A 13,900-nucleotide genomic window follows, 5' to 3' on the forward strand; every position below is an offset into this window, starting at 1 on the left:
GTTATTCTGCCTGTACCTGAGCCTGATTCTGTTGCTGATTAGGTTCCTCAACCGGCGCCGGGATCCACCCGACCGATGCGCCTGAGTCATAGCGCAAATCAACGTAGCTAATCCTTTTGCCTTCAGCCTGCGCCTGTTGCTGTAGAACGGGATAAAGTTCTACAAAACGGGCCAGACGCTTCATCGTGTCACCCCGGCCAAGATTCAGCTTAATGTCGTTCGTCAGCGTCAACTGCCAGGAACGACGCGCCGTCATCGCGGCTTGTTTCAGGGTAAAACGATCTTTAGCCAGCACCTGCCCCATGTTACGGAAACCTTCCAGCACTTCGTTTTCGCTGCCTTCCGGGCCATACAACATGGGTAAGTTTTGCTTGCTGACACGATCGGCCGGGACGCTGAAAGAAATTCCATCTACGTCAACCATATGCTGATCATTCCAACGCGCAATGGGTACATATTCAACCAGATGAATCTTCAATTCATCCGGCCACTGCTTTCTTACGCTCGCCTGTTTAATCCATGGCAAACGCTCAATCTGGCTCTGGATAATATTCACGTCCTGCGTCATGAAGGTGCCGGGCGAGCCTAATGCCAGAATTGACTGCCGGATATCATCATTACGCGTGTAGTGACGGTCACCCGTCACGACCAGTTTCGACAGAGGCAGACGTTGTGCATCTTCCATCCAGCCGAGCACCATCCAGCCGCTGACAAACACCGTACACAGCACGGCAAGCAGGAAGGTGATCCCTGCAAGACGCGTTCCATTACTCCGCCGTGAAGAGGAATACTCTTCTTCTTCCTCACGGTTTCGCGTGTTCAGCGCAGCCTGAGACATATCAGCCCGCCTGATCCAGAATGCGAACCACTAACTGCGAGAAGCTCATTCCCGCCTGGCGCGCCGCCATCGGCACCAGGCTGTGACTGGTCATACCCGGTGAGGTGTTGGCTTCCAGCAGATAAAACTGCCCATCGCTATCCTGCATCACGTCGATTCGTCCCCAGCCACGGCAGCCAAGTACATGCCAGGCTTTAAGCACCAGAGCGTTTAAAAGCGCTTCACGCTCCGCTTCCAGACCACTTGGGCAGAAATATTGCGTCTCATCAGAGAGATACTTCGCCTCATAATCATAGAAGGTTCCAGCTGGTTGGATACGAATTGACGGTAAAATTTCTTCACCGAGCATCGCAACGGTAAATTCCGGTCCGCTGAGCCATTTTTCGATCAAAACTTCTTCATCATGTTGAAATGCCAGCGCTAATGCAGATGATATATCGCCCGCTTCGTCTACTTTAGACATTCCTACGCTTGAGCCTTCACGGCTGGGTTTTACAATCAACGGCAATCCCAGCGCCGCAATGCGTTCCGTAACGCTGGCGTCAAGGCCCAGCTCAAATTCACGACGGGTCAATGCCACCCAGGGCGCAACCGGTAAACCGGCCCCCTGCCACAGCAGCTTGCTGCGCAGTTTGTCCATAGAGATGGCCGAAGCCATCACGCCGCTGCCGGTATAAGGCAGGCCGATAATGTCCAGCAAGCCCTGCAGCGTACCGTCTTCACCACCGCGGCCGTGCAACGCGATAAAGACTTTAGCAAAACCCATCTCTTTCAGGCGCGTCACGTCAGTCTCTTTCGGATCGACCAGATGCGCATTCACGCCGCCTTCGCGAAGCCCTGCCAGCACCGCTGCGCCAGAATTCAGGGAAACCTCGCGCTCAGCAGAGGTGCCGCCAGACAGGACCGCAATCTTATCAGCCATGACGCTCTTCCTCCGAAATTTGCGGCTTAAGTTTGATTTCAGCCAGCGTACGGGCGATCTTGCCGATATTTCCCGCGCCCTGCACCAGAATCAAATCATTGCCGGTCAACACCGGGGCAAGCATCGCTGCGGCCTGGGCATGATCGGAGACCAGAATCGGGTCGATCTTACCGCGACCGCGAATGGTGCGGCACAGAGAGCGACTGTCTGCGCCCGGAATAGCCGCTTCACCCGCCGAGTAAACATCCAGCATCAGCAGGGCATCAACCTGCGACAGCACGTTTGCGAAATCGTCGTACAGGTCACGGGTACGGGTATAACGGTGCGGCTGGAACAGCATAACCAGATTTTTGTCCGGCCAGCCCGCGCGTGCCGCTTTGATCGTCGCATCCACTTCGGTCGGGTGATGGCCGTAGTCATCAACCAGCATTGCGGTTCCGCTTTTCCCGTTAACGGTTTCCAGCGGAAACTCGCCAAGGAAATCGAAACGACGACCGGTGCCCTGGAAGCTTTCCAGCGCCCGCAGAATATCTTCGTCGTCAATGCCTTCTTCTGTTGCTACCGCCACGGCTGCTGCGGCGTTCAGGGCGTTGTGACGGCCTGGCGCATTCAGCGTCACCTGCAGCAGCTCTTTGTCCTGACGCGCGAGAGTGAAATGCCCCTGCGCACCAATCTGTTTGTAACTTTCCACACGGACGTCGGCATCTTCGCTGAAACCGTAGGTGGTGATCTGACGGCCGACGCGCGGCAGCAGCTCACGGATCACCGGATCGTCAACGCACATCACCGCCCGTCCATAAAACGGCAGATTATGGAGAAAGTTTATAAATGTTTGCTTTAAATTTTCGAAGTCGCCCTGGTAGGTATCCATATGGTCGGCTTCGATGTTGGTGACAATCGCCACCATCGGCTGCAGATGGAGGAAAGACGCGTCGCTTTCATCCGCTTCGGCAATCAGATAACGGCTGTTGCCCAGGCGCGCGTGCACGCCCGCAGCTTTCACCAGGCCGCCGTTGACGAAGGTCGGATCGAGGCCCGCTTCGGCATAAATACTGGAAACCATCGCCGTGGTGGTGGTTTTACCGTGAGTACCGGCAATGGCGATGCCGTGACGAAAACGCATCAGCTCGGCCAGCATCTCCGCACGGCGGATCACCGGGATACGCGCTTCGTGTGCGGCAACGATTTCCGGGTTGTCGGCAGAGATGGCGCTGGAGACCACGACCACGCTGGCATCAAGAACGTTTTCCGGGCGATGGTTAAAATAGATGGTCGCACCAAGCGAGGCCAACTGTTGCGTAACAGGGTTCGGCGCCAGATCGGAACCGCTGATCTGGTAGCCTTCATTCGCCAGCACCTCGGCAATACCGCCCATACCGGCGCCGCCGATGCCAACAAAGTGAATGTGCCGGACGCGACGCATCTCGGGCACGATTGAACGCAGTTTCGCCAGTTGTTGTGTATTCATTCTCTAAACGCCATCGACTACTTCAAAAAATTCGTGCAGCGCAACACGCGCTGCGAGGGTTAAACCTGGGCTGCCAGGCTCACTTCTTTTGCCACCCGCTCCGTTGCATCCGGGATCGCTGCGGCACGTGCGTGCTGCGCCATCTCCAGTAATGTCTCCCGGTTCCAGCCCGCCAGGGTGGTGGCGACCGCGTCTGCGGTAAACTGCGGCTGTTCAAAAATTTTCGCGGCGCCGGCTTTCTCAAGCGGCAGCGCATTCCAGTACTGCTGACGGTCTTTGTGCTGGAACGGCACAAACAGCGCCGGTAAGCCTGCGGCGGCAATTTCGCTCACCGTCAGCGCGCCGGAGCGGCAGACCACGACATCGGCCCAGGCATACGCCGCCGCCATGTCGTCGATAAATTCAGTCACTTTATGCTGCGGCTGGCCCGCGTCGGCATACGCCTGCTCGACCGCTTGCTGACCGCCCTTTCCGCTTTGATGCCAGATGGTCACCGCATCGCCGAGCTTCGCGGCCACCTGCGGCAGCGTCTGGTTCAGAATGCGCGCGCCCTGAGAGCCGCCCACCACCAGCACGCGCACCGGGCCTTCGCGCCCGACAAGCCGCTCCTGCGGCAACGGTAGCGCCAGTACGTCTACGCGCACCGGGTTGCCCACCACGTCTGCCTTTGGAAACGCGCCGGGGAACGCCTGCATCACTTTGCTGGCGATGCGGGAGAGCCACTTGTTGGTCAGGCCTGCAATACCGTTCTGCTCATGCAGCACAACCGGGATCCCCAGCGACCACGCCGCCAGTCCGCCAGGACCCGAGACATAACCGCCCATCCCCAGCACCACGTCCGGCTTAAAGCGCTTCATGATCGCCCGCGCCTGACGCCAGGCATTGAAAATACGCACCGGCGCCAGCAGCAGAGCTTTAACGCCCTTGCCGCGCAGGCCGGAGATATGGATAAAGTCGATCTCAATGCCGTGCTTCGGCACCAGATCGGCCTCCATGCGGTCTGCGGTTCCCAGCCAGCGTACCTGCCAGCCCTGATCCATTAAATGGTGCGCAACCGCCAGCCCGGGGAACACATGTCCGCCGGTACCGCCTGCCATCACCATTAACCGCTTCGGTTGATTCATCGTGAACCTCGTGTAAACGCCTGGGCATTTTCCAGACGCGTTTCATAATCTATACGTAGCAAAAACATGATGGCGGTCGACATGATCAGCAGACTCGAGCCACCATAACTGATTAACGGCAACGTCAGACCTTTGGTCGGCAGCATGCCTGCTGCTGCACCCACGTTCACTAAAGCCTGAAAACTGAACCAGATACCGATCGAACAGGCTAAAAAACCCGAGAAACGGTGGTCGATAACCAGTGCTTTCCGGCCGATCGACATCGCACGGAAAGCCACGAAGAATACCATTAAAAGTGCCAGTACCACACCGATATAACCCAGTTCTTCCCCAATAATGGAGAAGATGAAGTCGGTGTGCGCCTCGGGTAAATACTCCAGTTTTTGCACTGAATTCCCCAGGCCCTGACCCCATACTTCACCGCGGCCAAAGGCCATCAATGACTGGGTCAGCTGATAGCCGCTGCCGAAGGGATCTTCCCACGGGTTCCAGAAAGAGGTCACACGGCGGATACGATACGGCTCGGCAAGGATCAGCAGCACCACTGCGGAAATCCCCATCCCGATGATGGCGATGAACTGCCAGAGTTTCGCCCCCGCCAGGAACAGCATCGCCAGGGTAGTGACGAACAGCACCACCACGGTACCGAGGTCAGGCTGGGCCAGCAGCAGAACCGCCAGCACCAGGATCACGCCCATTGGTTTTAAGAAGCCGCGCAGGTTGTTACGAACCTCATCCACCTTACGCACCAGGTAGTTGGCGAGGTAGCAGAACAGCGACAGCTTGGTGAATTCCGCAGGCTGAATACGCAGCGGACCAAAAGCAATCCAGCGCGATGCCCCGTTCACCGAGCTGCCCACCACCAGCACGACCAGCAGCATAACGATCGAGGCGATCAGCATCGCGGTACTGTGGCGCTGCCAGAAGGCCATCGGCAGACGCAAAGTCACCATCGCCAGACAGAATGCCAGGATGATGTACAGCCCGTCACGCTTGGCGAACAGGAAGGGATCGTTAGCCAGACGCTGCCCGACGGGCATTGAGGCCGAGGTGACCATAATAAAGCCAATCGCCGCCAGCCCGAGCGTAAGCCAGAGCAGTATGCGGTCATACATCACCAGGCTATCGGAATCTTTATCCCGGGAGCCCATAACCCAGCCTTTTAACGCCGACGAGATCCACACCAGGATGCCAAATCCAGGCAGGCGCGGCATTTTCGGGCGAGGGAGAGAGAAGCGCATCAGCCTAACTCCTTCGCCAGGCGAGTGAAGAGATCGCCGCGTTGCTCGAAGTTCTTAAACTGATCGAGGCTGGCGCAGGCCGGAGAAAGCAGCACCATGTCACCCGGCTTCACGCGCGGGGCAATCAGCCGCATCGCCTGCTCCATGGTGTCGGTCTGCTCCGCAACCTCGGGACGCAGCGCCGCCAGCTCGGCACCGTCACGGCCAAAGCAGTAAAGACGCACGTTATCACCGCTGAGATATTGCTTCAGCGAAGAGAAATCGGCTGATTTGCCGTCGCCGCCCAGCAGCAGATGCAGGGTGCCATCAACGTGCAGGCCATTCAGCGCCGCTTCGGTGCTGCCGACGTTGGTGGCTTTTGAGTCGTTGATCCAGCGTACGCCGTTATGTTCCAGCGCCAGCTGGAAGCGATGCGCCAGACCGCTAAAGGTGGTCAGGGCTTTCAGGCTGGTCGCACGCGGCAAGCCGGCAGCATCCGCCAGTGCCAGCGCGGCAAGGGCGTTGGTGTAGTTATGCTGACCCGTCAGGTGCATCTCTTTCACGTTCAGCACCTTCTCACCTTTCGCCCGCAGCCAGGTTTCGCCCTGCTGACGGTTCAGGTGATAGTCGCCCATATTGATGCCAAAGCTCACGCAGCGTTCATCCGCTCCGCGTACCGGCATGGTAAGTGCATCATCAGCGTTCACCACGCAGACCTGGGCATTTTCATAGATACGCAGCTTGGCGGCGCGGTACTGCTGCAGACCAAACGGATAGCGATCCATATGATCTTCAGTCACGTTGAGGATGGTCGCCGCCACCGCCTGCAGGCTGGAGGTGGTTTCCAGCTGGAAGCTGGAGAGCTCAAGGATATACAGCTCGCGGGCCGCATCCAGCAGCATCAACGCCGGCAGGCCGATGTTGCCGCCCACGCCCACATTGACGCCAGCGGCTTGCGCCATTTCACCGACCAGGCTGGTCACGGTGCTTTTGCCGTTGGAACCGGTAATGGCCACGATCGGCGCCTGGGCTTCACGGCAAAACAGTTCGATATCGCCGACAATCTCAACGCCCGCATCCGCCGCGGCGTTTAACGCCGGGTGCGCCAGGGCGATGCCCGGGCTGGCGACAATGAGATCCGCGGCATTCAGCCAAGCTTCATTCAGACCACCAAGGTGGCGTTCAACCTGCTCCGGCAGTTTATCCAGACCAGGTGGAGAGACACGCGTATCCATCACGCGAGGCGTTACGCCCCGCGCGAGGAAAAAGTCCACGCAGGAGAGGCCGGTTAAGCCTAGCCCGATGATAACGACTTTTTTACCCTGGTAATCTGCCATGATTAACGTACCTTCAGCGTTGCCAGGCCAATCAGGACCAGCATCAGCGAAATAATCCAGAAGCGCACGATGACGCGCGGTTCCGGCCAGCCTTTCAGTTCATAGTGGTGATGGATAGGCGCCATCCGGAAGATGCGCTGTCCGCGCAGCTTGAAGGAGCCTACCTGCAGGATCACCGACAGGGTTTCAACCACGAACACGCCGCCCATGATCACCAGCAGGAACTCCTGACGCAGCAGCACGGCGATAATGCCCAACGCGCCGCCCAGCGCCAGCGAACCGACGTCGCCCATAAAGACCTGCGCCGGATAGGTGTTAAACCACAGGAAGCCCAGGCCCGCGCCGACAATCGCCGTACAGACGATGACCAGTTCACCGGCATGACGCAGATACGGAATGTGCAGGTAGCTGGCGAAGTTCATGTTGCCGCTTGCCCACGCCACCAGAGCAAAGCCCGCCGCGACGAAGACCGTTGGCATGATCGCCAGGCCATCAAGACCATCGGTCAGGTTTACCGCGTTGCCGGTACCGACAATCACGAAGTAGGCCAGCAGGATGTAGAACAGCCCCAGCTGCGGCATCACGTCTTTAAAGAACGGCACGACCAGCTCGGTGGCCGGGGTATCTTTGCCAGCCAGATAGAGCGCAAACGCTACGCCGAGCGCAATCACCGACATCCAGAAATACTTCCAGCGGGCGATCAGCCCTTTGGTGTCTTTGCGCACCACTTTGCGGTAGTCATCGACAAAACCGATCACGCCATAGCCCACCAGCACCACCAGCACGCACCAGACGTACGGGTTGGATGGATAGGCCCACAGCAGCACCGACACCACAATCGCGGTGAGGATCATAATGCCGCCCATGGTTGGCGTGCCGCGTTTACTAAAGTGTGATTCCGGACCGTCGTTACGCACAACCTGACCGAAAGAGAGTTTTTGCAGACGGGCAATCATGCGCGGGCCCATCCACAGCGAGATGAACAGCGCAGTCAGCAGGCTGACGATGGCGCGAAACGTCAGATAGGAAAAGACGTTAAAGCCGGAATAATATTTGACCAAATGCTCGGCCAGCCAAACTAACATGTCCCATTCTCCTGTAAAGCGTGCACAACCTCTTCCATGGCGGCACTGCGTGAACCTTTCACTAAAACTGTCACAATTTGTTGTTCTTCGACCAGGGCTTTAAGGCGGGCGATTAACGCCGCTTTATCGGCAAAATGCTCACCGACGCCGCTGGCCTGGCTGATATTTTTACTGAGGTGACCCGCGCTTAATACGCGATCAATCCCGGAGGCTTTCGCCGCTTCACCCACCTGGGTGTGGCAGGCTTCGCTCTCATCGCCCAGCTCGGCCATATCGCCCACCACCATCACGCGATAACCCGGCATCTCAGACAGCACCTGTACCGCAGCAGTCATGGAGCCAACGTTGGCGTTGTAGGAGTCATCCAGCAGCAGTTTGTTTTCCGCCAGCGGGATCGGGAACAGGCGTCCGGGGACGGCTTTCAGGTTTGCCAGCCCGGTTTTGATCGCCGACAGCGGCGCGCCGACAGCCATTGCCAGCGCGGTGGCGGCCAGGGCATTGGCGATATTGTGGCGACCCGGCAGCGGCAGCAGCACGTCCACATTCCCCGTTGGGGTCTGCAGCGTAAATTCGGTACCGTGAGAGGTCACATGCACGTTGGTGGCGGTGAAGTCGCTGTTGGCGGCATTCGGTGAGAAGCGCCAGGTTTTGCGATCCCCAATGACGCTTTTCCAGTTCAGCCAGTCGTTGTTGTCGGCATTCATAATGGCGATGCCGTTAACCGGCAGGCCGGTGTAGATCTCGCCCTTCGCCTTCGCCACGCCTTCCAGCGAGCCGAAGCCTTCAAGGTGCGCCGCCGCGAGGTTATTCACCAGCGCCGCTTCCGGCTGCGTCAGGCTAACGGTCCAGGCGATTTCGCCCTGATGATTCGCACCCAGTTCGATCACCGCATATTCATGCTCGGGGGTCAGGCGCAGGAGGGTCATCGGCACGCCGATATCATTATTCAGATTGCCTGCGGTATAGAGCGTGTTGCCACACTGGCTGAGGATCGCGGCGGTCATCTCCTTAACGGAGGTTTTACCGGAGGAGCCGGTCAGCGCCACGACGCGCGCCGGAACCTGCTGGCGAACCCATGCCGCCAGTTCACCAAACGCCAGGCGGGTGTCTTTCACCACCGCCTGCGGCAGGTCGATATCCAGTTTACGGCTTACCAGCAGCGCACCCGCGCCTGCGGCTTTCGCCTGCTCAGCAAAGTCATGCGCATCGAAACGCTCACCCTTCAGCGCCACAAACAGGCAGCCAGGCGTGATTTTACGCGTGTCGGTGGTGACCGCATCGAAGGTCATCTCGCCGCTGACGTCAGCGCCCAGGATAGTAGCCAGCTGGCTTAGCGTTACGCTAATCATGCCACCACTCCCAGCAGACGCGCCGCGGTGACACGGTCGGAGTAGTCCAGACGGTTGGTGCCGACGATCTGATAATCTTCATGGCCTTTACCGGCCAGCAGTACCACGTCGTTCTCACCGGCCTGCATGATGGCGTTGGTCACCGCTTCGGCGCGACCCTCGACAACACGGGCACGCCCGGCATCGAGCATCCCGGCCAGAATGTCGTTGATAATGGCGCGCGGCTCTTCGGTACGCGGGTTGTCATCGGTCACTACCGCGATATCCGCGAACTGCTCGGCAATGGCACCCATCAGCGGGCGCTTGCCTTTGTCGCGATCGCCGCCGCAGCCAAAGACACACCACAGCTTACCGGCGCAGTGCAGACGCGCCGCTTCCAGCGCTTTTTCCAGCGCATCCGGGGTGTGGGCGTAATCCACCACTACGGTGGGTTTGCCAGGGGCGGTGAAGACTTCCATGCGCCCGCAAACCGGCAGCAGACGTGCGGAGGTGCTGAGCAGTTCCGCCAGCGGATAACCCAGCGCCAGCAGAGTGGCAAGAGCCAGCAGCAGGTTGCTGACGTTGAACGCCCCCATCAGACGGCTTTCGATTTCGCCTTCGCCCCAGCTCGATGCAAAGCGGATGGTCGCGCCGCTGTCGTGATAGATCACGTCGGTAGCTTTCAGCCAGCGACCGTGGCAGTTCGGATTGATATGCTCAGCCATGGAGACCGCAACGGCGTCCGGCAGCTTAGCCAGCCAGCGGCGGCCCACTTCGTCATCAGCATTGATAATGGCCTGACCGGCGTGGTGCGTGGCATACAGCTGCCATTTCGCCGCTTCGTAGTTTTCCATGTCGCCATGGTAGTCGAGATGGTCCCGGCTCAGGTTAGTAAACACGGAGGCGGCGAATTTCAGCGCCGCGACACGGTGCTGGACCAGTCCGTGAGAAGAGACTTCCATCGCCGCGAAGGTGGCGCCCTGCCCTGCCAGACCGGCAAGCACATGCTGCACGTCGACGGCGGAGCCGGTGGTATTTTCCGTTGGGTTCACTTTGCCCATCAGGCCGTTACCCACGGTACCCATCACCGCGCTGGTTTCACCCAGCAGTTGGGCCCACTGCGCCATCAGCTGCGTGGTGGTGGTTTTACCGTTGGTGCCGGTTACGCCAACCAGGCGCAGCTGGTCAGAAGGTTCATTATAGAAACGCCCCGCCAGCGCGGAGAGACGTTCGGTTAACTGGCTGAGATAGATGACCGGCACGCCGTGCATTTCGCGGATTTCACCATCCGCGGCTTCATCTTTTGCCTCAGCAATAATGGCAGCTACACCTTGCGCTATCGCCTGCGGGATATACCGACGCCCGTCCGCCTGATGACCCACTACTGCCACAAAAAGATCGCCCGAGGCAGCCACACGGCTGTCGAGTACCATCTCTCGCAGTACTCGCGCAGGTAAACCAGCTACCCACGGAGCAAGAAGGTCGCGCAAATTACGATCTGCCACCTGTTCCCTCGCCTTGATTAATCACAAATTCACTTTTCTCGCCCGTTGCCAGCGCATCCGGCTCGATGTTCATGGTGCGCAGTACGCCGCCCATGATGGCACCGAAGACCGGCGCGGAAACGGCGCCACCGTAGTATTTACCCGCCTGTGGATCGTTGATAACCACCACCAGCGCAAAACGCGGATTACTCGCAGGCGCAACGCCTGCGGTGTATGCAATGTATTTATTGATATAGCGACCATCCGGCCCGACTTTTTTCGCCGTACCTGTTTTAATCGCGATGCGATAGCCTTTGATCGCCGCCTTCACGCCACCGCCGCCGGGCAGGGCCACGCTTTCCATCATGTGTACGACGGTGCGGACGATCGATTCCGGGAAGATACGCTCACCGGGAACCGGCGGATCGACTTTGGTAATCGACAGCGGGCGATAGACGCCATAGCTGCCAATCGTTGCATAGACACGCGCTAACTGTAACGGCGTTACCATTAGCCCGTAGCCGAAAGAGAAGGTGGCCCTCTCTATGTCAGACCACCGTTGTTTTTGAGGATATAAGCCACTGCGTTCTCCGACCAACCCCAAATTGGTCGCCTTTCCGAGTCCAAAACGCGAGTAAGTTTCTACCAACGCTGAGGACGGCATCGCTAACGCCAGCTTAGAAACGCCGACGTTACTCGACTTCTGTAAAACCCCGGTGAGGGTCAATTCGCTGTAACGCGCCACGTCTTTGATTTCGTGGCCGTTGATTCGGTAAGGCACCGTGTTGAGCACGGTATTTTCATTGACGATACCGCGCTGCAGAGCCGTCATCACCACCATCGGTTTAACCGTTGAACCCGGCTCGAAGACGTCGGTGATGGCACGGTTACGCATGGCATCTTTGGCAGTGCCGGTGAAGTTGTTCGGGTTATAGGACGGGCTGTTGGCCATCGCCAACACTTCGCCGGTGCTGACATCCACCAGTACCGCACTGCCCGATTCCGCCTTGTTGAACGCCACGGCGTTATTCAGCTCACGATACACCAGCGCCTGCAGACGTTCGTCGATGCTCAGCGCCAGGTTGTGCGCCGCCTGGCTGTCCGTGGAAGAGATATCTTCAATCACGCGGCCGTAGCGGTCTTTACGCACTACACGTTCGCCCGGCTGGCCGGTCAGCCACTTATCGAAACTCTTCTCGACGCCCTCAATGCCCTGGCTGTCGACGTTGGTAAAGCCGATCAGGTGCGCGGTGACTTCTCCGGACGGGTAGTAGCGACGCGACTCTTCACGCAGGTGAATGCCGGGCAGCTTCAGCTTTTTGATGTAGTCGGCCATGTCAGGGTTAACCTGACGCGCCAGATAGATAAAGCGCCCTTTCGGGTTGGCGTTGACGCGAGCCGCCAGCTGATCGAGCGGCATTTTCAGCGCGTCAGCCAGGGCCTTCCAGCGGTTATCGAGGGAGATCCCGCCAGCGTCATGCAGCTCTTTCGGATCCGCCCAGATCGCTTTCACCGGCACGCTGACCGCCAGCGGACGCCCGGAACGGTCGGTGATCAGACCACGCGAGGTGGAGACCTCCTGCACGCGCAGGGAACGCATATCGCCCTGACGCACCAGCATGTCGGGAGCAATGATTTGCAGCCACGCCACACGTCCCAGCAGGAAACCCAGCGCCAGTAAAATGCAGCCGCAAAGCAACGCAAAACGCCAGCTGATAAAGCTGGCCTGTTCTTCCTGACGTTTTGGTTTAAGCGCCTTCGCCGCGGATTTCATGCGTCGCGTTTTCCCTTATTTTTGTACTACGATATTTTCCTGAGAAGGATCAACATGCTGCATCTGCAGCTTTTCCGTTGCGATCCGTTCAACCCGGCTATGATCGCCGAGCGCATTTTCTTCGAGGATCAGATTTCGCCACTCGATATCCAGCGCATCACGCTCCAGCACCAGCTGTTCGCGCTGCGCCGTTAACAAACGGGTATGGTGAGCGGTGGTCACTACGGTGACCGCCGACACAATAATGCAAATGAACAGGCACAGTGGCAGCTTGCCGAAACGCAACAGGTCGTCCCAGATGACGCCCGGCAAGGCATGACGCTCGTTGCTGCCTAACGTCTCTTTTACCTTGCTGAGGGTACCTGCCACTCTGCCGATCATGCACTGGTCCTTTCTGCGATGCGCAGTACTGAACTGCGGGCGCGTGGGTTCTCGTCCACTTCCGCTTCGCCCGGCATTAATTTGCCTAAGGCGCGCAGCTGGCGACCGCCCAGTTTTTTGAGTTGCTCTTCCGTCATCGGTAACCCGGCCGGCACCTGCGGACCACGGCTTTGCTCACGCATAAAGCGCTTCACAATGCGGTCTTCCAGCGAATGGAAGCTGATAACCGACAAACGGCCTCCCGGAGCCAGCACGTTAAGCGAACTTTTCAGCGCCTGCTCGATCTCGTCGAGCTCGCTGTTAACCCAGATACGAATGGCCTGGAAGGTGCGGGTCGCCGGGTGTTTGTACTTATCCTTCACCGGCGTTGCCGCAGCGATCACTTCCGCCAGCTCTTTGGTGCGGGTCATGGGTTCAATGCGGTTACGTTCCACGATGGCGCGGGCAATACGTTTGCCAAAGCGCTCTTCCCCGAAGGTTTTGATCACCCAGGCGATATCCGCTTCTTCTGCCGTTTGCAGCCACTCGGAGGCAGACTGGCCGCGCGTCGGATCCATACGCATGTCCAGTGGACCATCGCGCATAAAGGAGAAGCCGCGTTCAGCATCGTCAAGCTGAGGTGAGGAGACGCCAAGATCGAGGAGGATCCCGTCAATCTTACCGGTTAAATCGCGCTCACTGACGTACTCAGCCAGCGCAGAGAAAGGTCCATGTACGATGGAAAAGCGTGGGTCATCGATGGTTTTCGCCACGGCGATAGCCTGCGGATCGCGATCGATTGCCAGCAAACGGCCGTCCGCGCCCAGTTGGGAGAGGATCAAACGTGAGTGGCCACCCCGGCCAAAAGTGCCATCAATATAGATGCCATCAGGACGAATATTCAGGCCGTTGACGGCCTCATCCAGTAGCACCGTCGTATGTTTATAATTTTCCATCATA

Annotated in this window: 12 protein-coding genes; all 12 read right to left on the bottom strand. The window is 58.4% G+C overall.

From position 1 onward, the window contains the following. Position 1: 1 nt before the first annotated feature. From ftsQ to rsmH, 12 genes are read right to left on the bottom strand one after another with little or no spacing between them, the layout of a single operon-like run. Complete coding sequence (gene ftsQ, locus V7Q49_RS11785) at positions 2–838, bottom strand: cell division protein FtsQ (protein ID WP_333851432.1); 837 nt, start codon at positions 836–838, stop codon at positions 2–4. 1 nt (position 839) lies between these two features. After that, positions 840–1,760 (bottom strand): D-alanine--D-alanine ligase, encoded by a 921-nt coding sequence (locus tag V7Q49_RS11790; RefSeq protein WP_333851434.1) that lies wholly within the window; start codon positions 1,758–1,760, stop codon positions 840–842. Further along, a complete protein-coding gene (murC, locus tag V7Q49_RS11795) occupies positions 1,753–3,228 on the bottom strand; it encodes a UDP-N-acetylmuramate--L-alanine ligase (protein ID WP_333851436.1) in 1,476 nt (491 codons plus the stop codon). Before murC ends, V7Q49_RS11790 begins: the two co-directional genes overlap by 8 nt. 59 nt (positions 3,229–3,287) lie before the next feature. Then, positions 3,288–4,352, bottom strand: a complete 1,065-nt coding sequence (gene murG, locus V7Q49_RS11800) for an undecaprenyldiphospho-muramoylpentapeptide beta-N-acetylglucosaminyltransferase (RefSeq protein ID WP_333851438.1) — start codon at positions 4,350–4,352, stop codon at positions 3,288–3,290. Continuing rightward, the gene (gene ftsW, locus V7Q49_RS11805) at positions 4,349–5,593 is read right to left on the bottom strand and encodes a cell division protein FtsW (protein ID WP_333851440.1); all 1,245 of its coding nucleotides are present in this window, start codon (positions 5,591–5,593) and stop codon (positions 4,349–4,351) included. The genes murG and ftsW overlap by 4 nt, the downstream gene beginning before the upstream one ends. Then, positions 5,593–6,909 carry a UDP-N-acetylmuramoyl-L-alanine--D-glutamate ligase gene (gene murD / locus V7Q49_RS11810; protein WP_333851442.1) on the bottom strand — a complete coding sequence of 439 codons (1,317 nt, stop codon included), beginning with the start codon at positions 6,907–6,909 and terminating at the stop codon, positions 5,593–5,595. The genes ftsW and murD overlap by 1 nt, the downstream gene beginning before the upstream one ends. Positions 6,910–6,911: 2 nt before the next feature. Then, positions 6,912–7,994: a phospho-N-acetylmuramoyl-pentapeptide-transferase gene (gene mraY / locus V7Q49_RS11815; protein ID WP_333851444.1), complete on the bottom strand. Its 1,083-nt coding sequence runs from the start codon at positions 7,992–7,994 to the stop codon at positions 6,912–6,914. After that, positions 7,988–9,343: a UDP-N-acetylmuramoyl-tripeptide--D-alanyl-D-alanine ligase gene (gene murF / locus V7Q49_RS11820; protein WP_333851445.1), complete on the bottom strand. Its 1,356-nt coding sequence runs from the start codon at positions 9,341–9,343 to the stop codon at positions 7,988–7,990. The genes mraY and murF overlap by 7 nt, the downstream gene beginning before the upstream one ends. Then, entirely contained in the window at positions 9,340–10,827 is a 1,488-nt protein-coding gene (gene murE / locus V7Q49_RS11825; protein ID WP_333851446.1) for a UDP-N-acetylmuramoyl-L-alanyl-D-glutamate--2,6-diaminopimelate ligase, read from the bottom strand. Before murE ends, murF begins: the two co-directional genes overlap by 4 nt. Next, positions 10,814–12,580 (bottom strand): peptidoglycan glycosyltransferase FtsI, encoded by a 1,767-nt coding sequence (locus tag V7Q49_RS11830; protein WP_333851448.1) that lies wholly within the window; start codon positions 12,578–12,580, stop codon positions 10,814–10,816. The genes murE and V7Q49_RS11830 overlap by 14 nt, the downstream gene beginning before the upstream one ends. Positions 12,581–12,595: 15 nt before the next feature. Then, positions 12,596–12,961, bottom strand: a complete 366-nt coding sequence (ftsL, locus tag V7Q49_RS11835; RefSeq protein ID WP_333851450.1) for a cell division protein FtsL — start codon at positions 12,959–12,961, stop codon at positions 12,596–12,598. Then, entirely contained in the window at positions 12,958–13,899 is a 942-nt protein-coding gene (rsmH, locus tag V7Q49_RS11840; RefSeq protein ID WP_333851452.1) for a 16S rRNA (cytosine(1402)-N(4))-methyltransferase RsmH, read from the bottom strand. Before rsmH ends, ftsL begins: the two co-directional genes overlap by 4 nt. Position 13,900: the final 1 nt, after the last annotated feature.

The sequence above is a fragment of the Leclercia sp. genome, from assembly GCF_036780805.1.
GTDB lineage: Bacteria > Pseudomonadota > Gammaproteobacteria > Enterobacterales > Enterobacteriaceae > Enterobacter.

Coding starts and splice junctions, on each gene's coding strand:
- ftsW (WP_333851440.1), bottom strand. CDS start 5,593: ATGCGCTTCTCTCTCCCTCGCCCGAAAATGCCGCGCCTGCCTGGATTT.
- ftsL (WP_333851450.1), bottom strand. CDS start 12,961: ATGATCGGCAGAGTGGCAGGTACCCTCAGCAAGGTAAAAGAGACGTTA.
- murC (WP_333851436.1), bottom strand. CDS start 3,228: ATGAATACACAACAACTGGCGAAACTGCGTTCAATCGTGCCCGAGATG.
- mraY (WP_333851444.1), bottom strand. CDS start 7,994: ATGTTAGTTTGGCTGGCCGAGCATTTGGTCAAATATTATTCCGGCTTT.
- V7Q49_RS11830 (WP_333851448.1), bottom strand. CDS start 12,580: ATGAAATCCGCGGCGAAGGCGCTTAAACCAAAACGTCAGGAAGAACAG.
- rsmH (WP_333851452.1), bottom strand. CDS start 13,899: ATGATGGAAAATTATAAACATACGACGGTGCTACTGGATGAGGCCGTC.
- V7Q49_RS11790 (WP_333851434.1), bottom strand. CDS start 1,760: ATGGCTGATAAGATTGCGGTCCTGTCTGGCGGCACCTCTGCTGAGCGC.
- murG (WP_333851438.1), bottom strand. CDS start 4,352: ATGAATCAACCGAAGCGGTTAATGGTGATGGCAGGCGGTACCGGCGGA.
- murF (WP_333851445.1), bottom strand. CDS start 9,343: ATGATTAGCGTAACGCTAAGCCAGCTGGCTACTATCCTGGGCGCTGAC.
- murD (WP_333851442.1), bottom strand. CDS start 6,909: ATGGCAGATTACCAGGGTAAAAAAGTCGTTATCATCGGGCTAGGCTTA.
- ftsQ (WP_333851432.1), bottom strand. CDS start 838: ATGTCTCAGGCTGCGCTGAACACGCGAAACCGTGAGGAAGAAGAAGAG.